25 protein-coding genes are annotated in these 24,769 nt (G+C 59.3%); 8 read left to right on the top strand and 17 right to left on the bottom strand.

Features of this window, described 5'->3' with window-relative positions; all coding sequences use genetic code 11:
• Positions 1-93: 93 nt before the first annotated feature.
• The 3 genes from WA225_RS03525 to algW form a co-directional block, all read right to left on the bottom strand.
• Positions 94-813 (bottom strand): DUF4198 domain-containing protein, encoded by a 720-nt coding sequence (locus WA225_RS03525; protein ID WP_422606901.1) that lies wholly within the window; start codon positions 811-813, stop codon positions 94-96.
• 12 nt (positions 814-825) lie between these two features.
• Positions 826-2,931: a TonB-dependent siderophore receptor gene (locus WA225_RS03520; protein WP_422606900.1), complete on the bottom strand. Its 2,106-nt coding sequence runs from the start codon at positions 2,929-2,931 to the stop codon at positions 826-828.
• 88 nt (positions 2,932-3,019) lie between these two features.
• Positions 3,020-4,177, bottom strand: a complete 1,158-nt coding sequence (gene algW, locus WA225_RS03515) for a Do family serine endopeptidase AlgW (RefSeq protein ID WP_064119375.1) — start codon at positions 4,175-4,177, stop codon at positions 3,020-3,022.
• 103 nt (positions 4,178-4,280) lie between these two features.
• Here algW and WA225_RS03510 point away from each other — a divergent pair, with 103 nt between their 5' ends.
• The 3 genes from WA225_RS03510 (at position 4,281) to cysN (ending at position 8,114) form a co-directional block, all read left to right on the top strand.
• Positions 4,281-5,039 (top strand): Nif3-like dinuclear metal center hexameric protein, encoded by a 759-nt coding sequence (locus tag WA225_RS03510; protein ID WP_422606899.1) that lies wholly within the window; start codon positions 4,281-4,283, stop codon positions 5,037-5,039.
• A 249-nt stretch (positions 5,040-5,288) separates the two neighbouring features.
• Positions 5,289-6,206, top strand: coding sequence for a sulfate adenylyltransferase subunit CysD (gene cysD, locus WA225_RS03505; RefSeq protein WP_008085033.1), 918 nt, complete (start codon positions 5,289-5,291; stop codon positions 6,204-6,206).
• Positions 6,207-6,215: 9 nt separating this feature from the next.
• The gene (gene cysN, locus WA225_RS03500; RefSeq protein WP_422606898.1) at positions 6,216-8,114 is read left to right on the top strand and encodes a sulfate adenylyltransferase subunit CysN; all 1,899 of its coding nucleotides are present in this window, start codon (positions 6,216-6,218) and stop codon (positions 8,112-8,114) included.
• Between the two features lie 179 nt (positions 8,115-8,293).
• Here the strand turns inward: cysN and WA225_RS03495 are convergent, their stop codons facing one another.
• The 3 genes from WA225_RS03495 to WA225_RS03485 are packed head-to-tail and all read right to left on the bottom strand — an operon-like array spanning position 8,294 to position 11,686.
• Entirely contained in the window at positions 8,294-9,199 is a 906-nt protein-coding gene (locus WA225_RS03495) for an acyltransferase (protein ID WP_422606897.1), read from the bottom strand.
• Positions 9,200-11,299 (bottom strand): phosphate acetyltransferase, encoded by a 2,100-nt coding sequence (gene pta, locus WA225_RS03490; protein WP_150730088.1) that lies wholly within the window; start codon positions 11,297-11,299, stop codon positions 9,200-9,202.
• A 60-nt stretch (positions 11,300-11,359) separates the two neighbouring features.
• A complete protein-coding gene (locus tag WA225_RS03485) occupies positions 11,360-11,686 on the bottom strand; it encodes a DUF3565 domain-containing protein (protein ID WP_081265220.1) in 327 nt (108 codons plus the stop codon).
• Between WA225_RS03485 and WA225_RS03480 the strand changes: the two genes are divergently transcribed.
• From WA225_RS03480 to WA225_RS03470, 3 genes are all read left to right on the top strand, one after another.
• Positions 11,655-12,140, top strand: a complete 486-nt coding sequence (locus WA225_RS03480) for an FKBP-type peptidyl-prolyl cis-trans isomerase (RefSeq protein ID WP_422606896.1) — start codon at positions 11,655-11,657, stop codon at positions 12,138-12,140. The two genes, WA225_RS03485 and WA225_RS03480, sit on opposite strands and share 32 nt — an antisense overlap.
• A gap of 123 nt (positions 12,141-12,263) precedes the next feature.
• The gene (locus tag WA225_RS03475; protein WP_422606895.1) at positions 12,264-12,746 is read left to right on the top strand and encodes a glutathione peroxidase; all 483 of its coding nucleotides are present in this window, start codon (positions 12,264-12,266) and stop codon (positions 12,744-12,746) included.
• Between the two features lie 158 nt (positions 12,747-12,904).
• The gene (locus WA225_RS03470; RefSeq protein WP_422606894.1) at positions 12,905-14,008 is read left to right on the top strand and encodes an NADH:flavin oxidoreductase; all 1,104 of its coding nucleotides are present in this window, start codon (positions 12,905-12,907) and stop codon (positions 14,006-14,008) included.
• Positions 14,009-14,143: 135 nt separating this feature from the next.
• Here the strand turns inward: WA225_RS03470 and WA225_RS03465 are convergent, their stop codons facing one another.
• The 3 genes from WA225_RS03465 to cysZ all read right to left on the bottom strand — a co-directional run bounded on the left by WA225_RS03465 (position 14,144) and on the right by cysZ (position 17,931).
• Entirely contained in the window at positions 14,144-15,343 is a 1,200-nt protein-coding gene (locus tag WA225_RS03465) for a glycosyltransferase family 4 protein (protein WP_422606893.1), read from the bottom strand.
• A gap of 83 nt (positions 15,344-15,426) precedes the next feature.
• Positions 15,427-17,019 carry a family 20 glycosylhydrolase gene (locus WA225_RS03460; RefSeq protein ID WP_422606892.1) on the bottom strand — a complete coding sequence of 531 codons (1,593 nt, stop codon included), beginning with the start codon at positions 17,017-17,019 and terminating at the stop codon, positions 15,427-15,429.
• Between the two features lie 153 nt (positions 17,020-17,172).
• A complete protein-coding gene (gene cysZ / locus WA225_RS03455) occupies positions 17,173-17,931 on the bottom strand; it encodes a sulfate transporter CysZ (protein WP_422606891.1) in 759 nt (252 codons plus the stop codon).
• Positions 17,932-18,242: 311 nt separating this feature from the next.
• Here cysZ and trxB point away from each other — a divergent pair, with 311 nt between their 5' ends.
• Positions 18,243-19,205: a thioredoxin-disulfide reductase gene (gene trxB / locus WA225_RS03450; RefSeq protein ID WP_129389238.1), complete on the top strand. Its 963-nt coding sequence runs from the start codon at positions 18,243-18,245 to the stop codon at positions 19,203-19,205.
• Between the two features lie 186 nt (positions 19,206-19,391).
• Here the strand turns inward: trxB and WA225_RS03445 are convergent, their stop codons facing one another.
• From WA225_RS03445 to WA225_RS03420, 6 genes are all read right to left on the bottom strand, one after another.
• A complete protein-coding gene (locus WA225_RS03445) occupies positions 19,392-19,730 on the bottom strand; it encodes a HopJ type III effector protein (RefSeq protein WP_422606890.1) in 339 nt (112 codons plus the stop codon).
• On the bottom strand, positions 19,723-20,019 hold the full coding sequence (locus WA225_RS03440; RefSeq protein WP_422606889.1) for a DUF1244 domain-containing protein: 297 nt from the start codon (positions 20,017-20,019) through the stop codon (positions 19,723-19,725). The genes WA225_RS03445 and WA225_RS03440 overlap by 8 nt, the downstream gene beginning before the upstream one ends.
• A 68-nt stretch (positions 20,020-20,087) precedes the next feature.
• Positions 20,088-20,459 (bottom strand): dihydroneopterin triphosphate 2'-epimerase, encoded by a 372-nt coding sequence (folX, locus tag WA225_RS03435; protein WP_007914273.1) that lies wholly within the window; start codon positions 20,457-20,459, stop codon positions 20,088-20,090.
• Positions 20,460-21,020, bottom strand: coding sequence for a GTP cyclohydrolase I FolE (folE, locus tag WA225_RS03430; protein ID WP_422606888.1), 561 nt, complete (start codon positions 21,018-21,020; stop codon positions 20,460-20,462).
• Positions 21,021-21,040: 20 nt separating this feature from the next.
• Positions 21,041-21,751, bottom strand: coding sequence for a dihydromonapterin reductase (gene folM / locus WA225_RS03425; RefSeq protein ID WP_422606887.1), 711 nt, complete (start codon positions 21,749-21,751; stop codon positions 21,041-21,043).
• A gap of 133 nt (positions 21,752-21,884) precedes the next feature.
• Entirely contained in the window at positions 21,885-22,451 is a 567-nt protein-coding gene (locus WA225_RS03420; protein ID WP_422606886.1) for an antibiotic biosynthesis monooxygenase, read from the bottom strand.
• 212 nt (positions 22,452-22,663) lie between these two features.
• Here WA225_RS03420 and WA225_RS03415 point away from each other — a divergent pair, with 212 nt between their 5' ends.
• The gene (locus WA225_RS03415) at positions 22,664-23,623 is read left to right on the top strand and encodes a MerR family transcriptional regulator (RefSeq protein ID WP_422606885.1); all 960 of its coding nucleotides are present in this window, start codon (positions 22,664-22,666) and stop codon (positions 23,621-23,623) included.
• A 2-nt stretch (positions 23,624-23,625) separates the two neighbouring features.
• Here WA225_RS03415 and WA225_RS03410 read toward each other — a convergent pair whose 3' ends face one another.
• Together WA225_RS03410 and WA225_RS03405 are read right to left on the bottom strand one after the other, a co-directional pair.
• Positions 23,626-24,231: a hypothetical protein gene (locus tag WA225_RS03410; protein WP_422606884.1), complete on the bottom strand. Its 606-nt coding sequence runs from the start codon at positions 24,229-24,231 to the stop codon at positions 23,626-23,628.
• Positions 24,232-24,285: 54 nt separating this feature from the next.
• Positions 24,286-24,762: a PAS domain-containing protein gene (locus WA225_RS03405; protein WP_422606883.1), complete on the bottom strand. Its 477-nt coding sequence runs from the start codon at positions 24,760-24,762 to the stop codon at positions 24,286-24,288.
• Positions 24,763-24,769 lie beyond the last annotated feature (7 nt).

Below are 24,769 nucleotides of genomic sequence, written 5' to 3'. Positions count from 1 at the left end.
TAATCGACTCGGTCTTTCAGGTCGATGTACCTCACAAGACAACTCGGTCGGCTCCCTCTCCCTCCGGGAGAGGGCTGGGGTGAGGGTGTGCTTTTATTCGTGATGCGGCTCGCCAAGGAACGTCAGTGAGGTAAACAACCCACGACTATCCACATCCGCACTGTCCTTCACCGGCACTTCAACCTGCGCGGCAATCACATTCAACCCTTCATTCCTCACCAGTACCTGCGCACGGCCGTCCTTATCCGTCTCGGTGCTCAACGTGTTCGGCGCACTGCGATAGTCGCCAATCAACTTCACCCCCGCCGCCGGTTTGCCATCGAGCAACACCCGCACCGGCAATGATTTGCCCGGCCCAACGGTCAGTGGATCAACCTCCGGCAGAATCAGCAGTTTGATCTGATCGAGCTTGGGCAACTTCGCCCCCGGCTGATAAATCGCCAGGCTGTACTTGAACGTCTCGGTTGCCTCAATGGCGCCCGGCACTTTGCTGCGGCCTTGGTTGATCCACTTCTTGTCGGCGGTCTGCGACCACATGCCGTTGTTCAGCGCTACCGCCATCACCGCAGGCGACTTCAGCGGTTTCAAACGTGCGTGATCTGCTAAACGTTCAACGCTGACCGGAATCATCTTGCCGGCTGCATCGTAGGCCCAGGCGCCGCTGATTTTCTGCGCCTTGAACGCATTGTCTTCAGCGCCATGGCCGTAGACCACTTCGATATTGCCACGGCGTTGTTCGGTCCACAGACCATGAGCCGAGACTTGGCCGGCGAACAGCGCGGCGATGAGCACAAGGGTTTTGCCGTATTGCATGGTGACGTCCTTTTACAGATTAAGTGTCAGGCTGACAGTGAAATTGCGCGGCTCGCCGGGGTTGACCCAGTAGTTGCTGTAGGCGCGTTCGTAATACTTTTCGTCGAAGAGGTTGTTGAGGTTCAGGCCGACAGTAACGTTGTCGCTGGCTTTGTAATGCGCCAGCAGGTCGACGGTCCGGTAAGCCGGCAATTCGAAGTCGCTGCCAGATTCTCCCGAGCGGTCGCCGACATAGGTGAACGCAGCGCCGACGTCCGAGCCGCGCAAATGGCCATCCTGAAACTCATAAACCCCAAGCACGCTGCCGCTGCGTTTGGCCACGCCGAGGATGCGGCTACCAGTGGGAATCACCGCGTCGCCCTGGGTGACTTCGGCGTCGATGTAAGCGAAGGCGCCTATCAGCCGCACTGCGTCAGTCACTTGCCCGGTGACTTGCAGGTCAAAGCCGCGACTGCGCGCCTTGCCCATCGCGCGGCTGGTGTCGGTGGCCGGGTCGAGGGCGAGGACGTTTTCCTTGTCGATGTGGAAGAAGGCGAGGGTGCTGCTCAAGCGTTCGTCGAACAGCTCGTTCTTGATCCCGATTTCGTAGCCGACGCCTTGTTCCGGGTCGAAGGATTTGCCGGAGGCGTCGAGGCCGTTGTTCGGTTTGAACGAGGTCGAGGCGTTGGCAAACAGGCCAGTGTTCGGCGTCAGTTGATAGAGCAGACCGGCACGTTGGGTGAGCGCGTCGTGGCGTTGGTCGCTCGTGGCGTTACGACTGTGATCATCGATGTGCTGATCGAAATGCTCGAAACGCGCGCCGACCATCCCGCGCAGTTTGTCGGTGAAGACGATCTGATCCTGCAGGTTCAGCGCATGACTTTCGACCTGTTCGAAGAAGTCGCTGCCCGAGCGTGCGCCGTTGGGTTTTGGCTGGCCGTAAATCGGCTTATAGATATCGATCGCGTAGGGGCCACCGGCGATGGTGGTGACGCGCTCGTTCTTGCGGAAGTTTTCGTATTCGCTGCCGATCAGCAGTTCATGTTGCCAGGGGCCGAGGTCGAACAGACCACGCAGCTCCAGTTGGGTAATGCTGTCGTGCCAGTTGGTATCGCGCTCGCGATAGCGGCGGTTGACGGTGTGCCCGTCGGCGTTCAACGGGCGGGATTCGGAGGCGTCGCCCCAGAGTTTGCCTTCCTTGTAGTGGCTGGCCAGGCGCAGTTTCCAGTTGTCGTTGAGGTGATGTTCCAGCGTGGCTTGAAGCAGGTTGTTGTGGTTGTCGATGTTGCCGTCGTTGGGTTCGCCAAGGAAGGTCGAGCGCGAAACGCCGCTCCATGTGTTGTTCGGCGCGACGATGCCGCGATCAAACGTTGAGCTGTGGCGGACGATTTCGCTTTCCACCAATAGCGAGGTGTCCGGGTTCAATTGCCAACTGATCGAAGGCGCGACGAACACACGCTGGCTGTCGACGTGATCGCGAAAGCTGTTGTTATTTTCGACTGCGAGGTTGATCCGCGAAAGCACATCACCTTGTTCATCAAGTGGCGTGTTGACGTCCAGCGCAGTGCGGTAGCGGTCCCAACTGCCGGCGCTGGTTTGCAGGGTGGTAAACGCTTCGGGCTGCGGTTTCTTGGTGACGATGTTCACCGTGCCGCCGGGATCGCCTCGACCATAGAGGCTGGCCGCCGGGCCTTTGAGCACTTCGATGCGCTCGATGTTGGCCGTATCCGGTGTGCTCGGATAACCCCGGTTGGCACTGAAGCCGTCTTTGTAGAACTCGGAAGTGGTGAAACCGCGCACGCTGTATTCGTAAAGGGTCAGGCCGCCGAAGTTGTTTTGCTTCGACACGCCGCCGGCAAAATCCAGCGCGCGCTCGACGCTGGTGCTGCCCAGATCCTTGAGCACGCTGGCCGGCACCACGCTGATCGCCTGTGGGATATCGCGGATCGCGGTGTCGGTTTTGGTCGCGCTGGCCGAGCGTGTGGCGCGATAGCCCTTGACCGGGCCGGTCGGCGATTCGTAGTCGGAGATGACGCTGATGGCGTCGAGTTCGAGGGGTTTGGGTTCTTCGGCGAAGGCTGGATCGACCAGCAGGCCGAGGCTCAAACCCAGCAGGGAGGCCTTTGTTCGAGACGACATGTTATATTGTTCCAATTCTTAGAATTGAAACAATATAACATGCCTGTTGAGAATGTCTTTTATTCGCGCGTCTGGCGCGAAAAAAGTTTTACTCTTCTTTTTCCTGCACTGGCGCCGGCGGTGGACGCAGGCCGATTTCAGCCGTGAGCTTCAGCTCTTTGCCGTTGCGCATCACCTGAATCGTCACCTTGTCAGTCGGTTTGATCCGCGCAACCTGGTTCATCGAACGGCGACCATCACCGGCCGGCTCGCCATCGATGCTCAGAATCACGTCGCCCAATTGCAGGCCGGCCTTCTGCGCCGGGCCATCGCGGAAGATCCCCGCCACAACAATCCCCGGCCGTCCGGACAGGCCAAACGACTCGGCCAGTTCCTGGGTCAGCGGTTGTACTTCAATGCCCAGCCAGCCGCGAATCACCTGACCGTGCTCGATGATCGACTTCATCACTTCCATCGCCAGCTTCACCGGGATCGCAAAGCCGATGCCTTGCGAGCCGCCGGACTTGGAGAAGATCGCCGTGTTGATGCCGGTCAGGTTGCCGTTGGCATCGACCAGCGCGCCGCCGGAGTTGCCCGGGTTGATCGCCGCGTCGGTCTGGATGAAGTCTTCGTAGTTGTTCAGGCCCAACTGATTACGCCCAGTGGCGCTGATGATGCCCATGGTCACGGTTTGGCCGACACCAAACGGGTTGCCGATAGCCAGGGCGACGTCGCCGATGCGGATGTTGTCAGAGCGGCCGACGGTGATCGCCGGCAGGGTTTTCAGATCGATTTTCAACACCGCGAGATCGGTTTCCGGGTCACTGCCGATCACCCGGGCGAGGGTTTCACGACCGTCCTTCAGGGCCACGACAATCTGATCGGCGCCGCTGGTCACGTGGTTGTTGGTCAGAATGTAGCCTTCCGGGCTCATGATCACGCCGGAACCAAGGCTCGATTCCATGCGTTTCTGCTTCGGCGAGTTATCACCGAAGAAACGCCGGAACTGTGGATCTTCGAACAGCGGATGCGCCGGTTTGTTGATGACTTTGGTGGTGTACAGGTTGACCACCGACGGTGCGGCAATGGTCACCGCATCCGCATAGGACACCGGCCCCTGCTGCACGCTGGTGGTCTGCGGGGCCTGTTGCAGGTTGACGTCGAGGCTCGGCAGCCCGACCCACTGCGGGTAACGCTGAATAATCAACAGAGCGATAAGCACGCCGGCCAACAACGGCCAGCCCATAAAACGCAGCGCCTTGAACATTAAGCACGTCCTGGAAGAGTTGCAGGCGGGGTCAGACCGCCCATAATGTCGCGCATTATACGAGGCCGCGCGCGCCTCTGAACGGGATATTTAGGAGTCTTTCATGGCCGTTGCCCTCAGCACCCTCGTCGAAGAAGCCGACCGTTACCTTGGCAGTGCGAAAATTGCCGATTATTGCCCCAACGGTTTGCAGGTCGAAGGCCGCCCGCAAGTGATGCGCATCGTCAGCGGCGTCACCGCCAGTCAGGCTTTGCTGGACGCCGCCGTCGAGGCCGGGGCCGATCTGGTGCTGGTGCATCACGGTTACTTCTGGAAGGGCGAGAATCCGTGCATCACCGGCATGAAACAGCGTCGACTGAAGACCTTGCTCAAGCACGACATCAGCCTGCTCGCGTACCACTTGCCGCTGGATCTGCATCCGGATGTCGGCAACAACGTGCAGCTTGCCCGCCAACTCGACATCACTGTCGAAGGCCCGCTGGATCCGGATAATCTGAAAATCGTCGGTCTGGTCGGTTCGTTGAAGGAACCGATGACAGCGCGCGATTTCGCCCGCAAGGTGCAAGAAGTCATGGGCCGCGAACCGTTGCTGATTGAAGGCAATCCGATGATTCGTCGGGTTGGCTGGTGCACCGGTGGCGGTCAGGGCTATATCGATCAAGCCGTCGCGGCGGGCGTCGATCTGTACCTGAGCGGTGAGGCGTCCGAGCAGACCTACCACAGCGCCCGCGAGAACGACATCAGCTTCATCGCCGCCGGCCACCACGCCACCGAACGCTACGGCGTGCAAGCACTGGGCGACTACCTGGCGAAACGCTTCGCCGTCGAACACATCTTCATCGATTGCCCGAACCCGATCTGAATTCACCCAAACCCTGTGGGAGCGAGCTTGCTCGCGAAGAGGCCATATCAGTCAACATCATTGTTGAATGCCAGACCGCTTTCGCGAGCAAGCTCGCTCCCACATTGATCCCCATCGGCCGAACTGGCGGGCATATTCATATACCCTTTCGATCTAGTTGGCGTCCTGATTAGAAGAGGCCGCTGTGCTAGGATTTCTCGCTCGAACACGGCCCGCTGGCCGTTCATAAGAAAGTTTTCGTGAGTAGCCATGGTCGACAAACTGACGCATCTGAAACAGCTGGAGGCGGAAAGCATCCACATCATCCGCGAGGTGGCCGCCGAGTTCGATAATCCGGTGATGCTGTACTCCATCGGTAAAGACTCCGCCGTGATGCTGCACCTGGCACGCAAGGCGTTCTTCCCGGGCAAACTGCCGTTTCCGGTGATGCACGTCGACACCCGCTGGAAATTCCAGGAGATGTACAAGTTCCGCGACAAGATGGTCGAAGAACTGGGCCTGGACCTCATCACTCACATCAACCCGGACGGCGTGGCGCAGAACATCAACCCGTTCACCCACGGCAGCGCCAAGCACACCGACATCATGAAAACCGAGGGCCTGAAGCAGGCGCTCGACAAGCATGGTTTCGACGCAGCATTCGGCGGCGCCCGTCGCGATGAAGAGAAATCCCGCGCCAAGGAGCGCGTGTACTCGTTCCGCGACAGCAAGCACCGTTGGGACCCGAAAAACCAGCGCCCGGAGCTGTGGAACGTCTACAACGGCAAGGTCAACAAGGGCGAATCCATTCGCGTATTCCCTCTGTCGAACTGGACCGAACTGGACATCTGGCAATACATCTACCTCGAAGGCATCCCGATTGTGCCGCTGTACTTCGCCGCTGAACGCGAAGTGATCGAGAAGAACGGCACGCTGATCATGATCGACGACGAGCGCATCCTCGAACACCTGTCCGACGAAGACAAAGCGCGCATCGTCAAAAAGAAAGTGCGTTTCCGCACCCTTGGCTGCTACCCGTTGACGGGCGCGGTGGAGTCCGAAGCCGAAACGCTGACGGACATCATCCAGGAAATGCTCCTGACGCGAACTTCCGAGCGCCAGGGCCGTGTCATCGACCACGATGGCGCCGGCTCGATGGAAGATAAAAAACGTCAAGGCTATTTCTAAGGGGCTGTCATGTCGCATGTTTCTGATTTGATCAGCGAGGACATCCTCGCCTACCTGGGCCAGCACGAACGTAAAGAACTGCTGCGCTTTTTGACCTGCGGTAACGTCGATGACGGCAAGAGCACCCTGATCGGGCGCCTGCTGCACGACTCGAAAATGATCTACGAAGATCACCTCGAAGCGATTACCCGCGACTCGAAGAAAGTCGGCACCACCGGTGACGACATCGACCTGGCATTGCTGGTCGACGGCCTGCAGGCCGAGCGCGAGCAGGGCATCACCATCGATGTCGCCTACCGCTATTTCTCCACCGCCAAGCGCAAATTCATCATCGCCGACACCCCCGGCCATGAGCAGTACACCCGCAACATGGCCACCGGCGCGTCCACCTGTGACCTGGCGATCATTCTGGTCGACGCGCGTTACGGCGTGCAGACCCAGACCCGTCGCCACAGCTTCATCGCGTCCCTGCTGGGGATCAAACACATCGTTGTCGCCATCAACAAGATGGACCTCAAGGACTTCGATGAAGGCGTGTTCGAGTCGATCAAGGCCGACTACCTGAAGTTCGCCGAAGGCTTGAAGATGAAGCCGACCAGCATGCACTTCGTGCCGATGTCTGCCCTCAAAGGCGACAACGTGGTGAACAAGTCCGAGCGCTCGCCTTGGTACAAAGGCCAGTCGCTGATGGAAATCCTCGAGACCGTGGAAGTCGCCGGTGATCGCAACTTCACCGATCTGCGTTTCCCGGTGCAGTACGTCAACCGTCCGAACCTGAACTTCCGTGGTTTCGCCGGCACCCTGGCCAGCGGCATCGTCAAGAAGGGCGACGAAGTCGTGGTGTTGCCGTCGGGCAAAAGCAGCCGGGTGAAATCCATCGTCACTTTCGAAGGTGAGCTGGAGCATGCAGGTCCTGGTCAGGCAGTCACGCTGACCATGGAAGACGAAATCGACATCTCCCGTGGCGACCTGCTGGTGCATGCCGACAACGTGCCGCCGGTCACCGACAGCTTCGAAGCGATGCTGGTGTGGATGGCTGAAGAGCCGATGCTGCCGGGCAAGAAATACGACATCAAACGCGCCACCAGTTACGTGCCGGGCTCGATTGCCAGCATCGTCAACAAGGTCGACGTCAACACGCTGGAAGAAGGCCCGGCGAGCGCGTTGCAGCTCAACGAAATCGGCAAGGTGAAGATCGCGCTCGACGCGCCGATCGCCCTCGACGGTTACGAAAGCAACCGCACCACCGGCGCGTTCATCATCATCGACCGTTTGACCAACGGCACCGTCGGCGCCGGCATGATCGTCGCGCAGCCAGTGACCCATGGCACTGCCACGCACCACGGCAAACTGGCGCACGTGGCCACTGAAGAACGCGCGCAGCGTTTCGGCCAGCAACCGGCGACCGTGCTGTTCAGCGGCCTGTCGGGCGCGGGCAAGAGCACGCTGGCTTATGCGGTTGAGCGCAAACTGTTCGACATGGGCCGTGCGGTGTTTGTGCTGGATGGCCAGAACCTGCGTCATGACCTCAACAAAGGTCTGCCACAGGATCGCGCCGGTCGCACTGAAAATTGGCGCCGTGCCGCGCACGTGGCGCGTCAGTTCAACGAAGCCGGCCTGCTGACCCTGGCCGCGTTCGTCGCGCCAAGTGCCGAAGGGCGTGAGCAAGCCAAGGAGCTGATCGGCAAGGATCGTCTGCTGACGGTCTACGTACAGGCCTCGCCGGCCGTGTGCGCCGAGCGTGATCCGCAAGGTCTGTATGCCGCCGCTGGCGACAACATCCCGGGCGAATCCTTCCCGTACGACGTGCCGCTGAACGCCGATCTGGTGATCGACACGCAAACGCTGAGTCTGGAAGAAAGCGTCAAGCAAGTGCTGGATCTGCTGCGCAAGCGTGGCGCGATTTAAGCGTTAGCCTGAAAAACAAAACCCGCTGATGAGGAATCATCGGCGGGTTTTTTGTTGCCTTAAGATTGCTATCGCTGGCAAGCCAGCTCCCACAGGGGTTTTCAGCGCACACAAATATTGTGTAACGCAGAGAAACCTGTGGGAGCTGGCTTGCCAGCGATGAGGCCGGAACAGACGCCTCAAGACTTCGCTGGGAATTCGCGGTGCATCTGTTCCAGCAGCGCATCCTTGTCCAGCCACAGCTGATTGATCCAGCCCTGAAACTGCAGACGATACTCGCCGTCCTGATCGTAATTCTTGCCAATGAACTGCTGCGGTATCTTCAGCTCTTCAAAATGCACCACCACATCGCGCACATTGCCGCAGAGCAAGTCCCAAAACCCCGGACGTCCGGCCGGATAGTGGATCGTCACATTGACGATCGACTCCAGTTGCTCACCCATCGCATCCAGCACAAAGGCGATCCCGCCGGCCTTCGGTTTGAGCAAGTATTTGAACGGCGACTGCTGCTGCACATGCTTGCCTTCAGTGAAGCGCGTGCCTTCGACGAAGTTGAAAATCCCCACCGGGTTATTGCGAAACTTCGCGCAGGTCTTGCGCGTGGTTTCGAGGTCTTTGCCTTTCTTCTCCGGGTGCTTGGCCAGGTACGCCTTGGAGTAACGCTTCATGAACGGAAAGCCCAGCGCCCACCAGGCCAGCCCAATCACCGGCACCCAGATCAGCTCCTGCTTGAGGAAGAATTTCAACGGCTGAATCCGACGGTTGAGCACGTATTGCAGCACCAGAATATCGACCCAGCTCTGGTGATTGCTGGTGATCAGATACGAGTGCTGATAGTCGAGCCCTTGCAGACCACTGACGTGCCAGCGCGTGCGCCGTACCAGGTTCATCCAGCCCTTGTTGTTGCTGATCCACGCTTCATGGGTGTGGCTCATCAGCCACAGTGAGGCACGTCGGGCAAGGTCGAATGGCAGCACTTTGATCAGCGCCACGCAGAACAGAAACGAGCACAGCAGAATCGTGTTGAGTGCCAACAGCAGCGAGGCGATCACGCCGCGCACGGGTGCAGGTAGAAAATCCAGCATTTACACATCCATAGGTCGGTTGGCGGCTTGAATCGCGGTGAGGGCGATGGTGTAGACGATGTCATCGACCTGCGCGCCGCGCGGCAAGTCGTTCACCGGTTTGCGCAGGCCTTGCAGCATCGGCCCGAGGCTGACGCAATCGGCGCTGCGTTGTACGGCTTTGTGCGTGGTGTTGCCGGTGTTCAGATCCGGGAACACGAACACCGTGGCGCGACCGGCGACCTGACTGTTCGGCGCCAGTTGCCGGGCGACTTCTGCGTTGGCGGCGGCGTCGTATTGCAGCGGGCCATCGATCAGCAGCGAGTGCTGTTGCTCGTGGGCGAGCAGGGTGGCCTCACGGACTTTTTCGACTTCTTCGCCGGTGGCCGATTCGCCGCTGGAATAACTGATCATCGCCACGCGCGGGGTGATGCCGAACGCTGCTGCCGAGTCGGCGCTTTGCAGGGCGATTTCGGCCAGTTCGGTGGCACTCGGGTGCGGGTTCATCACGCAGTCGCCGTAGACCAGCACTTCTTCCGGAAACAGCATGAAGAACACCGACGACACCAGCGTGCAGCCCGGCGCGGTCTTGATCAATTGCAGGGCCGGGCGGATGGTGTTGGCGGTGGTGTTGATCACGCCCGAGACCAGCCCGTCGACTTCATCCAGCGCCAACATCATGGTGCCGATCACCACAGTGTCTTCCAACTGCTGCTCGGCCATCGGCGCGTTGAGGCTTTTGGTTTTGCGCAGGGCAACCATCGGCTCCACATAGCGCTCACGGATCAGGTCCGGATCAAGAATCTCAAGGCCCGGCGGCAAGACGATGCCTTGGGCGCGAGCGACCGCTTCGACGTCTTCCGGTTTGGCCAGCAACACGCAACGGGCGATCCCGCGCTCCTGACAGATCGCCGCCGCTTGCACGGTGAACGGTTCGCTACCTTCAGGCAGAACGATGCGTTTGTTCGCCGCTTGCGCACGCTGAATCAACTGATAGCGGAACACCGCCGGCGACAGACGCATTTCCCGTGGCGTGCCGCAGCGTTGGTGCAGCCATTTGGCGTCGAGGTGGCTGGCGACGAAATCAGTGATGATCTCCGCGCGCTCGCGGTCGTCGATCGGGATTTCCTTGTTCAGACCGTTGAGCAGGTTGGCCGTGTCATACGAGCCGGTGCTCACCGACAACACCGGCAAACCGGCCTGCAACGCGCCACGGCACAGATCCATGATGCGCGGATCGGGCAGGGTGTCGCTGGTCAGCAACAGCCCGGCCAGCGGCACACCGTTGATCGCGGCGAGGCTGACGGCGAGGATGATGTCGTCGCGATCGCCCGGCGTCACCACCAGCACACCGGGCTTGAGCAGCTCGACAGTGTTGCGCATGGTCCGCGCGCAGATAATGATTTTGGTCATCCGCCGGGTTTCGTAATCTCCGGCGTTGAGCACTTGTGCGCCCATCAGGTCGGCGACGTCGCGGGTGCGTGGCGCATTGAGTTCCGGCTGATAGGGAATGCAGCCGAGCAGGCGGAAATCACCGCTGCGCAGCAACGGCGAATGCTCCTTCAGGCGAGTAGCGAAGGCGTCCATGCTCTCGTCGGTCTTGACCTTGTTGAGGATCACGCCGAGGACTTTCGGGTCTTTTGGCCCACCGAACAATTGCGCCTGCAATTCGACGCGACCGGAGAGCTCAGCGAGCACTTCGTTTTCCGGCGCCGAGACCAGAATCACCTCGGCATCGAGGCTTTTGGCCAAGTGCAGGTTGACCCGCGCGGCGTAACTGGCGCTGCGGGTCGGCACCATGCCTTCGACGACCAGCACGTCTTTGCCGATGGCCGCTTGCTGATAGAGCGTGATGATTTCTTCGAGCAGTTCATCGAGCTGACCGTCGCCGAGCATCCGCTCAACGTGGGCCAGACCCAGCGGTTGCGGCGGTTTCAGGCCGTGGGTGCGCGCGACCAGTTCGGTCGACCGCTCAGGGCCGGTGTCGCCCGGGTGCGGCTGGGCAATCGGTTTGAAGAAGCCGACTTTCAGCCCGGCGCGCTCAAGCGTGCGCACCAGCCCGAGGCTGATGGAGGTCAGACCCACGCCAAAATCGGTGGGTGCGATAAAAAAAGTTTGCATGCGAATTCTCTAAGGGTGCATGGCAATGGCGTCAGTCTATATCTGGCTGACTACCGAAATTCAGTCGCCAAGGTTAGCGCTAACCGAGCCTTGAGCGCACCAACCGCAGGCAAAGGGTTGGCCTATTTTTTCAATACGTTGCGCCGGGTCGAGCACCCACGCGCGTGATTGCCACGGTGGCTGATGGCGCAGGTGTTGCGTGTGGCCACAGGAAAGCTCGACCACCCAATGACCGTCTTCGTCCTGATGGAAGCCTGCAATCGTCGAAACCCGTTTGTCCGGGTTGTGTTCGCTTTCGCGCGATTGCTTCGCTAAACTTGGCCTTTCTATATTCTTCTGCAAAAGGTCTCGCCCCATGCTGATCGCCGCCAATAAGGCTGTCTCCATCGACTATACCCTGACCAACGACGCTGGTGAGGTCATCGACAGCTCCGCCGGCGGCGCTCCGCTGGTCTACCTGCAAGGCGCAGGCAACATCATCCCGGGCCTGGAAAAAGCTCTGGAAGGCAAAACTGTTGGTGACGAGCTGGACGTTGCCGTTGAGCCGGAAGACGCTTACGGCGAATACGCCGCCGAGCTGGTCAGCACCCTGAGCCGCAGCATGTTCGAAGGCGTTGACGAGCTGGAAGTCGGCATGCAGTTCCACGCGTCGGCGCCGGACGGCCAGATGCAAATCGTCACCATCCGTGACCTCGACGGCGACGACGTGACCGTCGACGGCAACCACCCGTTGGCCGGTCAGCGCCTGAACTTCAAAGTGAAGATCGTTGACATCCGTGATGCCAGCCAGGAAGAAATCGCTCATGGTCACGTCCATGGCGAAGGTGGCCATCACCACTGATTTTCTGCGCTAAGCTTCGAGTACTGGAGAGGCGCCTGCGGGCGCCTTTTTAGTCCGCGGCTGTCCTTGGTGACCTCGCCAAGTGGCTGTTTCGAGTAGAACACGGGAATCTTGGAGTTCGCCATGAGTGCTTTTCACGACCTTAAGTTGACAGCCCTGGATGGTCAGGCGCTACCGCTGGCGCCGTTCAAGGGCCAAGTCGTGCTGGTGGTCAACGTCGCCTCCAAATGCGGCTTGACCCCACAGTACGCGGCGCTGGAAAACCTCTATCAGCAATTCAAGGGTAAAGGCTTCACCGTGCTGGGCCTGCCGTGCAACCAGTTTGCCGGCCAGGAACCCGGTACTGAAAAGGAAATTCAGGATTTCTGCAGCCTCAACTATGGCGTGACGTTTCCATTGTCGAGCAAGCTCGAAGTCAATGGTCATGACCGCCATCAGCTCTACCGTCTGCTGGCGGGCGAGGGCGCGGAATTTCCCGGCGACATCACCTGGAATTTCGAGAAGTTTCTGCTCGGCAAGGACGGCCGCGTGCTGGCCCGGTTCTCACCGCGCACGGCGCCGGATGATCCGACCATTGTTCATGCGATTGAAAAAGCATTGAGCTGAAAGACAAAAATCGTCGCCTGTGGGCGGCGATTTTTTTTGCCTGCCTTTTGAGCCCTAATCATTCAAATCAATAGTGCTATCGCGAGGACGTCTTCACACATATTATCGCCGTCATATGGTTTTATGCCCTGTCGATAACGTTTTCGTGGAGCCTTTCGATGCCCGTTCAAGCCTTGTTCAAACCGTTCCAACTCGGTGCCCTCGAATTGCCGACCCGCGTGGTCATGGCACCAATGACCCGTTCGTTTTCCCCGGGCGGTGTGCCTAATTCGAAAGTCATCGAGTACTACCGCCGTCGCGCTGCGGCCGGTGTCGGCCTGATCATCACTGAAGGCACCACCGTCGGCCACATTGCCTCCAACGGCTATCCGAACGTGCCGCAGTTCTTTGGTGACGCGCCATTGGCCGGCTGGAAAAAAGTCGTCGACGCCGTTCACGCCGAAGGCGGCAAGATCGTTCCGCAACTGTGGCATGTGGGCAGCGTGCGCCGCATCGGCACCGAGCCGGACGCCAGCGTGCCGGCTTATGGCCCGTCGGAAAAACTCAAGGACGGTCAGGTCGTGGTGCACGGCATGACCCAGCAAGACATTCAGGATGTGATTGCAGCTTTTGCCCAAGCGGCCAAGGATGCGCAAAGCATCGGCATGGACGGCGTGGAAATCCACGGCGCGCACGGTTACCTGATCGACCAGTTCTTCTGGGAAGGCAGTAATCAGCGCAGCGACGAATACGGTGGCAGCCTGGCCAAGCGTTCGCGTTTCGCCATCGAACTGATTCAAGCCGTGCGTGCGGCGGTCGGTGAAGGCTTCCCGATCATCTTCCGTTTTTCGCAGTGGAAGCAGCAGGATTACACCGCGCGTCTGGTGCAAACCCCGGAGGCGCTGGGCGAATTCCTCAAACCGTTGTCCGACGCTGGCGTGGACATCTTCCATTGCTCGACGCGGCGCTTCTGGGAGCCGGAATTCGACGGCTCCGAACTGAACCTGGCGGGCTGGACCCGCAAACTGACCGGCAAGCCGACCATCACCGTCGGCAGTGTCGGCCTCGATGGCGAGTTCCTGCAATTCATGGTCAACACCGACAAGGTCGCGCAACCGGCCAGTCTGGAGAATTTGCTGGAGCGCCTCAACAAAGAGGAGTTCGATCTGGTCGCGGTGGGGCGTGCGCTGCTGGTCGATCCGGATTGGGCGCAGAAAGTCCGCGAAGGGCGTGAGCAGGACATCTTGCCGTTCAGCCGTGAGGCGTTGATGACGCTGGTTTAACCGGCGCCCTTACTGACGCTATCGCTGGCAAGCCAGCTCCCACAGGTTTCATGGGTGCTCACACGACCTGTGGTCACTGGAAATCCCTGTGGGAGCTGGCTTGCCAGCGATGGCGGTTTCAAACGCAACAATAATTCAGGGAAGTGTCTGCGCATTCGGGACAACCTGCTCCCCGACACAAGCCCCGCGCAAATGCTGTTCAAACTGCTCGATAACCGCCGGCCAGCCCTGGCGACTTGCATGCTGCCGCGCATTCAAACGCACGCAACGCAACGTCTCATCCTCCTCCAGCAACCACGCCGCCGCTTCGCAGAACGCCTGCTCATCCCCGGGCATCGCCAACACGCCGTTGTAGCCATGGCGAATATGCTGCGCCGCCGCAGCCTGATCGTAAGCCACCACTCCGAGCCCGGAAGCCAACGCCTCCAGCACCACATTGCCGAAGGTTTCGGTCAAGCTCGGAAACAGAAATACATCGCCGGACGCGTAGTGCGCCGCCAAAGCCTCACCGCGCTGTGCACCGCAGAAGATCGCCTCGGGCAAATCCTTTTCCAGCGCCAGCCGTTGCGGCCCGTCACCGACCACGATCAGCTTCAGATTGCGCTGTGGATAAGTTTCGCGCAGAGCTGCAAAGCTGCGCTTGAGCAGGCCCAGGTTTTTCTCCGGAGCCAAGCGTCCTACGTGAATCACAGCAACGTCGCGCTCACTCACTCCCCATTGCTCACGCAATGCATTCAGCCGTTTGCTCGGATGAAACAACTGACTGTCCACACCCCGCGACAACAATGCCAATCGTTCGAAATGCCGCCGCTCCAGCTCCAGGCGCTGGCTGACACTCGGCACCAAAGTCATGCTCGAACGATTGTGGAACCAGCGCAAATAATGCGTGAGCAAACGCGTCAGCAAGCCCAGACCGTACTGGCTGGTGTATTGCTGAAAGTTGGTGTGAAAACCACTCACCACCGAAATCCCCAGACGCCGCGCCGCACGCAATGCTGACAACCCGAGCGGGCCTTCGGTAGCAATGTAGAGCACATCCGGACGATGACGCTTCCAGCGCCGCAGCAGTTTATGCATCGACGACTGCCCCCATTGCAGCCCCGGATAACCCGGCAAGGGCCAGCCGCGACACAACAGCAACGCGTCGTCCTCGCAACGATGCGGGTCGCCGCCCTGGCGTGGGCGCACCAGTTCCACCTGATGCCCGCGCGCGCGCAATCCATCGCACAAGCGGCCGAGAGTGTTGGCCACGCCATTGATTTCGGGAGGGAAGGTTTCGCTGATCAGGGTGATATGCAGGGCTGTCGTCATGGTCTCAGTCTCGGCTGAGGCCATGTCGACGTTGTGTCGTTGCGATGACGGAATTGTGACCGCTGCCCTGTGGCCGTTGAAGCGCTCGCGCAGGTTTCAGCCAGGCATTACCACCAAGGGATTGGCGGTGGACTTTGCACGACGCGTGACAGAACCGGCAGCTCTTTGAAGCGCTCGACAGCATGCGGGGAACCCCACGTACGCTGGCCCAACGGCAGCAGCCAGGATTTCAGTTGAGTCCACATTTCCTCGGGAGAGCTGAAGGTCGGCCGCTCGATCCATAGCTGAATGCCGCCCCCGACCATTGCCGGATGCCCCATGGCAATCTCGGTGTATTTGCTGCCCGCCTCGTCCATGAATCGGTTTGGGCGCCACACATCGTGAATACCGTGCGGTGAGTGCTGGGCGTGAAAGAGGTTGTCCCACGTCAGGTTGACGATAAAGTAAAAGTCACCGTGAGCGTTGATGACGCTGTACCCGGAGTCGACCAGATCCTCCACGTTCAAATTCCCACGAACGCTGCCCCAGATGCTCCAGCATTCGATTTGCACCTGTTTATCCAGCGTAATCTGTTGAACTTTTTGCACGGCGCCATCGTTCCAGACGCGCGCGATTTTGCCTTTTTCCTTTATCAGGTTTGCGACGTCGTTGACGAAATACCGGACGGCGTCTTCAGAGGTTGCGTTCGGATTGCCTGATGCCGCGCGGGCGTAGGTAGCCAGTTGCGGGGTATTTGCCGGTGTGATCGGGCTCAGGAAATATTCATCGGCGCCGAGGTGGATGTAGCGACTGTCAGGGAACAGGTTCATCAGGTCACTGAACAGCGTTTTCATGAACTCCCGCGCTGCTGCAAGGCTGAAGTCGAGTGCCTTGGAGACCACTGTGCCGGTGCTCAGTCTCAGCTGTAATTCTGATCGGTTGCGCAGAATCCAGTCCATATGGCCGGGCATGTCCAGTTCGGGAATGACCTGAACGTAATAACTGGCGGCCGTGTCGAGCACGCGCTTGAGATCCGCGGCGCTCCAGGCATCGCTGCTGGACAAGCCCGGATGGGACGGAAAGATGATGCGGACACCCTCATTGTCGGTGAGGTGCAAATGCAAGGTGTTGAGCTGGTTCCAGGCCATTTCCTGAATCAGGCAAATCACCCAGTCTGGAGTGAATTGCCGACGCCCCATATCGATCATCACTGAACGTTCAGCAAAAGCCGGGGCATCGATGACTGTGCATCGCGTCAGCTCGGTAGAGATCCTGACGGCTTTATGCAAAGTGGTGAGCGCTCGCGCCATGGCGGTCAGACTGGACGCTGCGACGCGAATGAACGCTGTGATATCGATTCGGCATTTCTCTGGCTCTCCATGGACGGGGATCACCACGCCGGTGGTGTCGGGAGCCTCAAGCCTCAGTTCCACGTCACCGGGGCCTGCTTGTCCCGGTGAGCCCGACATCAGCAAGATTGCTGGCGGTGTGGTCAGCTCGGCAGCGCCGACCAAGCCTTGTGCCAGGCGGGTAGCCAACGGGCGCAGGCTCTCGTGGGTGATGAAGATACGTGTGGTCGCGAGAACGTTGTAAGGGACGCCAGTGTGGCCGTTGGCAGACAGTACGGACGGGCTCATTTCGAACCAGGGATACTGCCTGCTGATGAGTTCTTGGGTTTCAGCGTCTGAAATTCTGGTCATAAGTGCAATCTCCAAATGCATGAAGGCTTCACTTGACCGGACAACTGGAACACCCTCGATGACGGATCAGCCGAAGGTGTAGTTGACGCTTGAAATTGGCAGCTGCCAACTGTCAGAAGTAACAGGTTGCAGCGCAGAAGCCTCGGTGATAGGAGGCCCCTGCGCCGGAATCGCTCAAGAGACTGGCTGCTTCCTCAGCGACAAATCACCTTGCTCACGCACCCAGAACAACGTCGCCCCGGCCACCGCAGCCGGCATCATCAGGATGTTCACCACCGGAATCAGCAGCACCAGATAAACAATCCCGCCAAAACTCATGCTCTGCCAGCGCTTCTGCCGCAGCCAGGCGAGCATCTCGTTCCAGCCCAGTTTGTGGTTGTCCGCCGGGTAGTCGATGTACTGGATCGCCATCATCCACACGCCGAACAGCAGCCACAGTGGGGCGGCGATGATGTTCACCACCGGGATGAACGACAGGATGAACAGGCCGATGGCGCGGGGCAGGAAGTAGCCGAGCTTGCGCATTTCCCGGGCCAGGGTGCGTGGCACCATGGCGATCAACTCGCCCCAGCTGAACGCCGGGAAATCATCAGTGCCGCGCACCACCACTTCGACCTTTTCCGCGAGGAAACCATTGAACGGTGCGGCGATCACGTTGGCGAGCATGGTGAAGGTGAAGAACACCATCAACGCCACCAGCACCACGAACAAGGGCCAGAGGATGTAGCTGAGGAAACTCAGCCATTCGGGCAGCGAGGGCATCAGCGTATCGACCCACAGGCTGAACTGGTGGCCGGCCAGATAGATCAATCCGACGAACAGCACCAGGTTGATCGCCAGCGGCAGCAAAACGAACAGGCGCAAGCCAGGACTGAGAACCAGTTTCAGGCCTTCGCGCAGGTATTGCGGGCCTGACAGAACAGGGGCGGGCATAAGGTGCTCCGAGCAAGGGAAAACGCGCCGACCTTACCGGCTTTGCAACGGCTGCGAAAGCGCGGCAGAGCGATCGACATTCACTGTAACAAAGACGTCCATCTCGTCAGTGTGTCGGCATAGAGACCACCTATGAGCTGGATTGTTAAACCGTATTTCCTTAATCTTGCCCCCCTCGATACGCTGCACCCAACTTTTTACAGGACTGTCGAGCTCAAGCCTTCCCCAAGGTTTTCCACAGTCCTTTTTTATTCCCGCCGGCAGTCCGGCGATCCGCGCCTTTTTTTCGGCCCGGTCAACAGGAGCAGGTCATGTCTGAAGTCCGTCATTCGCGAGTGATTATTCTCGGTTCCGGCCCTGCCGGTTACAGCGCTGCGGTATACGCGGCCCGTGCCAACCTCAAGCCACTGCTGATCACCGGCATGCAGGCTGGTGGTCAGCTGACCACCACCACTGAAGTCGACAACTGGCCCGGCGACGTACACGGTCTGACTGGCCCGGTGTTGATGGAGCGTATGCGCGAGCACGCCGAGCGTTTTGAAACCGAGATCGTTTTCGATCACATCAACGCGGTGGATTTCGCTGCCAAGCCTTACACCCTGACTGGCGACAGCGCGACCTACACCTGCGACGCCCTGATCATCGCCACCGGTGCCAGCGCGCGTTACCTGGGCCTGCCGTCGGAAGAAGCGTTCATGGGCAAAGGCGTTTCGGCCTGCGCGACCTGCGACGGTTTCTTCTACCGCAACAAGCCGGTTGCTGTGGTTGGCGGCGGCAACACCGCTGTTGAAGAAGCGCTGTACCTGGCCAACATCGCCAGCACTGTGACCCTGATCCACCGTCGCGAAACCTTCCGCGCCGAGAAGATCCTGATCGACAAGCTCAATGCTCGCGTCGCAGAAGGCAAGATCATCCTCAAGTTGAACGCCACTCTCGACGAAGTGCTCGGCGACAACATGGGCGTGACCGGTGCGCGTCTGAAGAACAATGACGGCAGCTTCGACGAAATCACCGTCGACGGCGTGTTCATCGCCATCGGCCACACTCCGAACACTTCGCTGTTCGAAGGCCAGTTGACCCTGAAAGACGGTTATCTGGTGGTGCAGGGCGGCCGTGACGGCAACGCGACTGCGACCAGCGTCGAAGGCATCTTCGCCGCCGGTGACGTGGCTGACCACGTTTACCGTCAGGCGATCACCTCGGCCGGCGCCGGCTGCATGGCGGCTCTGGACACCGAGCGTTACCTGGACGGTCTGCAGAACGCTTCGTTCTAAGATCGCAGGCATAAAAAAACCGGCCAGATTGGCCGGTTTTTTTGTGCTCGAAGTTTCAGCTACGCCGCATAACCCTGTGGGAGCGAGCTTGCTCGCGAAAGCGGCTTATCAGTCGACATCAGTGTTGAATGTCAGTCCGTATTCGCGAGCAAGCTCGCTCCCACAGGTTAGGGTGTGGATGAGGGATCAGCGGCGAGTCAGGGGCGGGGCGGTGAACTTCACGCCAGCCAGACCGTGCTTGATCAACGCGCGGATATTGCCGTGATCGCTACCTTCAGGCGTCGCTACCACCGAACGGTAATGCTCGCCAAACGCCAGCAGCGCTTCTTCATCGCTCAGACCTTCCAGCAGCGCCAGACCCAAGGTCTTGCACGAGCCTTCGTTCTGCCCGGCGGCGTTTTCCACGCCACCGTTGTTGAACGCTTGCGGCTGGTAGTCATAACCGGCGGCGATGAACGCCAGGGTGTCGGCGAAAGCGTGTTCGCCGCTTTTCAGGCTGCTGCGCAGGCTGTTCAGATCACTCATGGGTTTTTCCTTTGGCGAACGCCGCTTGTTGTTCGGCGTTGGCTTCTTGCTGAAATTGGGCTTTCCACTCGGCGTACGGCATGCCGTAAACCACTTCACGGGCGTCGTCGAGGCTGACCTCGATCTGGCGCTCGTCAGCTTCGGCCTTGTACCACTTCGACAGGCAGTTGCGGCAGAAACCGGCGAGGTTCATCAGGTCGATGTTCTGCACGTCCTTGCGGCTGTCCAGGTGGGCGACCAGCCGGCGGAAGGCGGCGGCTTCGAGTTCGAGGCGTTGTTGCTCGGTCATGATGGGCTCAGTGCAGTCAATTCGTGGCGCGGATGATAAAAGTCTGGCGGCCAATGCGCCAGACGCACTCAGCGGCTCGCCGCGAGCGTGATCGATACCGACTCGGCAAACCGCAGCGCGTGCGGCTTGTCGACTTCGACTTCGGCATACAGCACCGAACCGTTGCTCATCACCAGATCGAGCAGTTCCTGCGTCAGGCGTTCGAGCAGCGCAAAACGGTTGCCCTCGACGTGGGCGATGATCGCCTTGGTGATGGTGCGGTAATTCAGCGCGTGGTCAATGTCGTTGTCACGCACCGCTTCTTGCGCGGCATACAGAATGGTCAGGTTGATCAGCACATCCTGCTTGTTGAGGATTTCGTCCTCGTTGATCCCGATGAAGGTGCGCAAGCGCAGATCCTTGACCCGGATGCGCGCCATTCCCGGTTGAAGTTGTGGCATTTACTTGCTCCGTCCAATCAATTGCAGGAACTCCTGGCGGGTGTTGCTCGACTCGCGGAACGCGCCGAGCATGACCGAGGTGTTCATGGTCGAATTCTGTTTCTCGACACCGCGCATCATCATGCACATGTGTTTGGCTTCGATGACCACGGCGACGCCGGCGGCGTCGGTAACCTGTTGCACCGCATCGGCGATTTGCCGGGTGAGGTTTTCCTGAATCTGCAGGCGCCGGGCGAACATGTCCACCAGTCGCGCGATCTTCGACAGACCCAGTACCTTGCCCGTCGGAATATAAGCCACATGGGCCTTGCCGATGAAGGGCAGCAGGTGATGTTCGCACAACGAGTACAACTCGATGTCGGCGACGATGATCATTTCGTCGCTGTCGGAGGCAAACAGCGCGCCATTGACGATCTCGTCGACACGCTGCTCGTAACCGTGACACAGGTATTGCATGGCCTTGGCCGCGCGCACCGGCGTGTCGAGCAACCCTTCGCGGTCGGGATCTTCACCGAGGCCAATGAGGATTTCGCGGTAATTCTCGGGCAGGGAGCGGGTCATGGAAATCCTCGCGAATCGGCTTATTTGACGTGCCGTCCGCCGTTGACGGTCAGGGTCGTACCGGTGACATAAGGGTTGTCGAGCAGATAGCGCAGGCTCTGGTAGATCACTTCGCTGCCGGGTTCGATGCCCAGCGCGGATTTCGCCAGCGCCTTGGCGCGGTACGCCGCGTCGTCGTCGGGATTGAACAATAGCAGGGCCGGGGCGATGCCGTTGACCTTGATGGCTGGCGCATAACGGGCGGCGAACGACAGGGTCAGGCTGTCGAGCCCGGCTTTGCTGGCGCAATAGCCGATGTGCTTGCCGCTGCCCTTGCGGGTGACGTCGTCGCTGATGTGAATGATGTCGGCCGGCGTCGAGCGCTGCAGCAGATCGGCGCAGTGCAGATTGATCAGGTAGGGCGCGAGCATGTGCAGGTTGAACATTCGCGTGAAGGCTTCGGCCTCGCTGTTCGGGGTTTCGGCCAGCCATTCAGAAGCGTTGTGCACGATGGCGCGCAGGCTGTCGGTATGGTTTTTCAGTTCAGAAATGAAAGCGAGAATTCCGGCTTCGCTGGAAAAGTCGGCGAACAGGCCCGTGGCGCCCAGATCGCGCAGTGTCTGCACGCCGGGGCGTTCGCTACGGTAGGTGAAGATGACGCGATAGCCTTCTTCGAGTAACCGCTGCGCGCAATGCAGACCGACACGCTGGCCGGCACCGGTGATGAGGATCGGGGCGGAGGAATCAGGCATGAACGGCTCGCATCGCGGTGGGAGCAAAAACTATAACAGCGACGAGCCTGAAAAGATCGCAGCCTGCGGCAGCTCCTACTCTGGTCTGTGTTCAGCCTTGTAGGAGCTGTCGAGTGCAACGAGGCTGCGATCTTTAATGTTTCTGAGGTGTCGCTGAAACAGGCAGGCGCACTGGCGTGCTGTTCAGCCAGTTCGCCAGCAATCGGGTCGACAGCGGAATAAAGAAATAAACCATCAACGGCGTCAGGCACGCGGTGCTGATCAATACGCGCGGCAACAGGCTTATGTCAGCGAGCAACGGGCCGAGGACAAAGTTGAACAGCAACGACACCGGAAAGAACGCCAGCCAGATTGCCACAGCCTGCTTCCAGCGCGGTGGACGCTGACCAGCCGCGCCGAACCAGCCTTCGATACCGCTGACCCGGTGCTCCTTGGGGTGGGCGAACAGGTCGCTGCCACGATCCAGCCACGCCGTGCGCGAAGCCGAATGCTCCCACGCATGCAGCGTCTGTTCATCGACGAAACGGAAAATGATTTGAAACTCGTTATCACCGGGCGGCGGAGCGAGCACGCCAGAGCCGAGATAACCGGGAAAATCAGTGGCCAGTTGTTCGCCTTCGCGTAGCCAGGCGATCAGATCCTGATAGCGGCCATCGGCGACACGACGCGCAACCATCAGCGTGACGGGGGAAGTAGACATTTTGTATCTCCGTATTTCGATTGCGTCGTTCCGGGTAGGAATTTCGCCTGACGCAGGGCCGGGGTAGAGGCCTGCGTTTTTCAACAAGCAAGGATTATTCCTGTTTTTCCTGATTAAACCAGCGACTTTCGTCGCATTTCACTACTTGATCGCAATTGGGGCATAGGAGGTAGAATGGGATCCAATTGAACCAACTTGAAGTTGAACGCCCTATGCCCGTCATCACGGACGAAAGCCCCGCTTCGCAGGCATCTGTTGCGCTTGAACGCGAAGACCTGTTCCCCATACGAGAAGTTTCGCGTCTGACGGGCGTCAACCCGGTGACGTTGCGTGCGTGGGAGCGACGCTACGGTTTGCTTCAGCCAACACGCACCGAAAGTGGGCATCGGCTGTATTCGATGACCGAAATCGAGCGCGTGCGCAGCATCGTCGACTGGATTGATCGTGGCGTCGCGGTGAGCAAGGTCGGCAAGATCCTCGCCAAGACCGAGCCGCTGAAAGTGCTGGCGCACATTATTCCAGATGACTTGGTGCAGGCTGATTACCTGCAATGGCAGGTGCAGATACAGCAGGCCGTCAGCTCATTCGACGATCAGCAACTGGATCGCGTCTATGGGCAGATATTTTCTTCCTACACATTAGCCGTGGTGTTCCAGGACATCCTGATGCCCTTGTGGCTGCAATTGTTGCAGCGCCAGGAGGCTTTCGGGCAAACCAGCGAGTGGCTGTTCTTCGATGGGTTCCTGCGGGCGCGGGTACTGCAGCGGATTGTCATGCTGCGTGGCACGCAACCACGGCGGGTGGTCGTCAGCGCGCTGGCCGGGCAGTGCCGAGAGCTGGAGTTGCTGGTGGCGGCGCTGTTTCTCAGCGATAGCAATTGCGGTGTGCGGGTGCTGACCACAGGTCAGCCCTTCGATGAACTGACCCTGGTTTGCGAAAAGGTCAGACCTGAGGCATTGGTGCTGTTTTCCAATCACGCGCCTGGCGCTGAGTTGCCTCGGCGTCTGAACCGCTTGGCGTTAAGCCTCGATTGTCAGTTGATGCTGGCGGGCGATGCTTCAGATCTGGCGCAGGACAGCCTGGCCGGATCCTCTGTTGCGTGTCTGGGTAATGAAGGGGCGAACATGCGTCAGCGCATGCTGCAGTTTCTCGCGGGGAAACTCGATACCTGAAATCAGGTGTGCAGGGCCGGATGGGTCAAACGATGTTGTTGCAGGATGAACTGACGCAGACGCTCGGTTTCATCGGCATCGGTCTGACTCAGCTCGTAGGCGTAGAAACCACTCTCGGTTTCTCTTTCGAAATTACCGCGCAGTGAAATCCGCTCATACCCCGAAGGACTGAACCACAGGGCGAAATGCTTGGGCGGTTTGGTCTTGTTGCGCATTTCCAGCAGCACGCCTTTGTGCGAAACCTCATGCACCCACAACATGCCCGGTTGGCCCTTGGCGTTTTCCAGTGCGACCGGTTCCTCAAGCGTGAGTCGCCACGGGCGCACCATCGGTCCATCTTCGTAGATGCTTGGAACCCCGAGGCGCAGATGCAGCGCGTGAAACTCGTCTTCGACCAGGTGCAGCGGGAAGGTCATCTGCTGGTTTTCGAAGTTGGCCTGAATCGTCACTTGCTCGTGAGCCGCCAGGCGCGTGAGCAAGTCACGGATCTGAGAGCCGCCGTTAACCAACAGACTCGACGTCGCATCCCGCACATTCAGTTGCGGGTTGTGCTGCATGGTCTGGATGAAATCCAGCTCATCCTGAGTGAGGAGGGCGTCGCGTTGCATGGCTAACTCGAAAGATATAGTTACAAAGTCATTGGTGATTGTAGTTAATGACAATTAGTTCGCTGATTTGTTTGCGCCGTTCGTCGCTTTCAATAATGCCAGCTCTGCCTGCAGAGCAATCACCTGCGCTTCGAGCTGTGCAACACGCTGCTGAGCCTTGACCTGAACCGTCACATCCTTTTGTACGCCGACGAAATAAGTCTGCCCGTCTTCGGCGTTTTTCACCGTCGAAACCGACAGCTCATTCCAGAACGGCGTGCCGTCCTTGCGATAGTTACGCAGAATTTCCCGGCACGAACCGCCGTTGCGCAATGCCTCGCGAATCGACGCCAGTCCTGGTTGATCGCGGTCTCCCGACTGCAGAAAGCGGCAATCCTGGTAGAGTATTTCCTCGCTGGAGTAGCCGGTCATGCGTTCAAAAGAGGGGTTCACATAGATCAGGATATTGTCCTGCTCACCTTCCTTTTCGGCGACGACGATTCCCTCGTTCGATGCATTGATCACCAATTTCAACAGACTGGCATTGATCATCCTTGAA

This window comes from Pseudomonas sp., from assembly GCF_049300855.1.
Taxonomy (GTDB): Bacteria; Pseudomonadota; Gammaproteobacteria; order Pseudomonadales; family Pseudomonadaceae; genus Aquipseudomonas.
Note: the sequence above shows the minus strand (reverse complement) of the source record. Positions and strands in the feature narration are given on the sequence as shown.

Bases quoted from the DNA above. Each gene is read 5' to 3' on its own strand.
- WA225_RS03460 (WP_422606892.1), bottom strand. From the start codon at position 17,019: ATGCATTTGGAGATTGCACTTATGACCAGAATTTCAGACGCTGAAACC.
- WA225_RS03470 (WP_422606894.1), top strand. From the start codon at position 12,905: ATGCCCGTTCAAGCCTTGTTCAAACCGTTCCAACTCGGTGCCCTCGAA.
- folM (WP_422606887.1), bottom strand. From the start codon at position 21,751: ATGCCTGATTCCTCCGCCCCGATCCTCATCACCGGTGCCGGCCAGCGT.
- cysZ (WP_422606891.1), bottom strand. From the start codon at position 17,931: ATGCCCGCCCCTGTTCTGTCAGGCCCGCAATACCTGCGCGAAGGCCTG.
- WA225_RS03405 (WP_422606883.1), bottom strand. From the start codon at position 24,762: ATGATCAATGCCAGTCTGTTGAAATTGGTGATCAATGCATCGAACGAG.
- WA225_RS03445 (WP_422606890.1), bottom strand. From the start codon at position 19,730: ATGAGTGATCTGAACAGCCTGCGCAGCAGCCTGAAAAGCGGCGAACAC.
- algW (WP_064119375.1), bottom strand. From the start codon at position 4,177: ATGTTCAAGGCGCTGCGTTTTATGGGCTGGCCGTTGTTGGCCGGCGTG.
- WA225_RS03495 (WP_422606897.1), bottom strand. From the start codon at position 9,199: ATGCTGGATTTTCTACCTGCACCCGTGCGCGGCGTGATCGCCTCGCTG.
- WA225_RS03420 (WP_422606886.1), bottom strand. From the start codon at position 22,451: ATGTCTACTTCCCCCGTCACGCTGATGGTTGCGCGTCGTGTCGCCGAT.
- WA225_RS03480 (WP_422606896.1), top strand. From the start codon at position 11,655: ATGCTGATCGCCGCCAATAAGGCTGTCTCCATCGACTATACCCTGACC.
- WA225_RS03485 (WP_081265220.1), bottom strand. From the start codon at position 11,686: ATGGAGACAGCCTTATTGGCGGCGATCAGCATGGGGCGAGACCTTTTG.
- WA225_RS03510 (WP_422606899.1), top strand. From the start codon at position 4,281: ATGGCCGTTGCCCTCAGCACCCTCGTCGAAGAAGCCGACCGTTACCTT.
- WA225_RS03520 (WP_422606900.1), bottom strand. From the start codon at position 2,931: ATGTCGTCTCGAACAAAGGCCTCCCTGCTGGGTTTGAGCCTCGGCCTG.
- pta (WP_150730088.1), bottom strand. From the start codon at position 11,299: ATGCAAACTTTTTTTATCGCACCCACCGATTTTGGCGTGGGTCTGACC.
- cysD (WP_008085033.1), top strand. From the start codon at position 5,289: ATGGTCGACAAACTGACGCATCTGAAACAGCTGGAGGCGGAAAGCATC.
- WA225_RS03465 (WP_422606893.1), bottom strand. From the start codon at position 15,343: ATGGCCTCAGCCGAGACTGAGACCATGACGACAGCCCTGCATATCACC.
- WA225_RS03415 (WP_422606885.1), top strand. From the start codon at position 22,664: ATGCCCGTCATCACGGACGAAAGCCCCGCTTCGCAGGCATCTGTTGCG.
- WA225_RS03440 (WP_422606889.1), bottom strand. From the start codon at position 20,019: ATGACCGAGCAACAACGCCTCGAACTCGAAGCCGCCGCCTTCCGCCGG.
- WA225_RS03525 (WP_422606901.1), bottom strand. From the start codon at position 813: ATGCAATACGGCAAAACCCTTGTGCTCATCGCCGCGCTGTTCGCCGGC.
- trxB (WP_129389238.1), top strand. From the start codon at position 18,243: ATGTCTGAAGTCCGTCATTCGCGAGTGATTATTCTCGGTTCCGGCCCT.
- folE (WP_422606888.1), bottom strand. From the start codon at position 21,020: ATGACCCGCTCCCTGCCCGAGAATTACCGCGAAATCCTCATTGGCCTC.
- folX (WP_007914273.1), bottom strand. From the start codon at position 20,459: ATGCCACAACTTCAACCGGGAATGGCGCGCATCCGGGTCAAGGATCTG.
- WA225_RS03410 (WP_422606884.1), bottom strand. From the start codon at position 24,231: ATGCAACGCGACGCCCTCCTCACTCAGGATGAGCTGGATTTCATCCAG.
- WA225_RS03475 (WP_422606895.1), top strand. From the start codon at position 12,264: ATGAGTGCTTTTCACGACCTTAAGTTGACAGCCCTGGATGGTCAGGCG.
- cysN (WP_422606898.1), top strand. From the start codon at position 6,216: ATGTCGCATGTTTCTGATTTGATCAGCGAGGACATCCTCGCCTACCTG.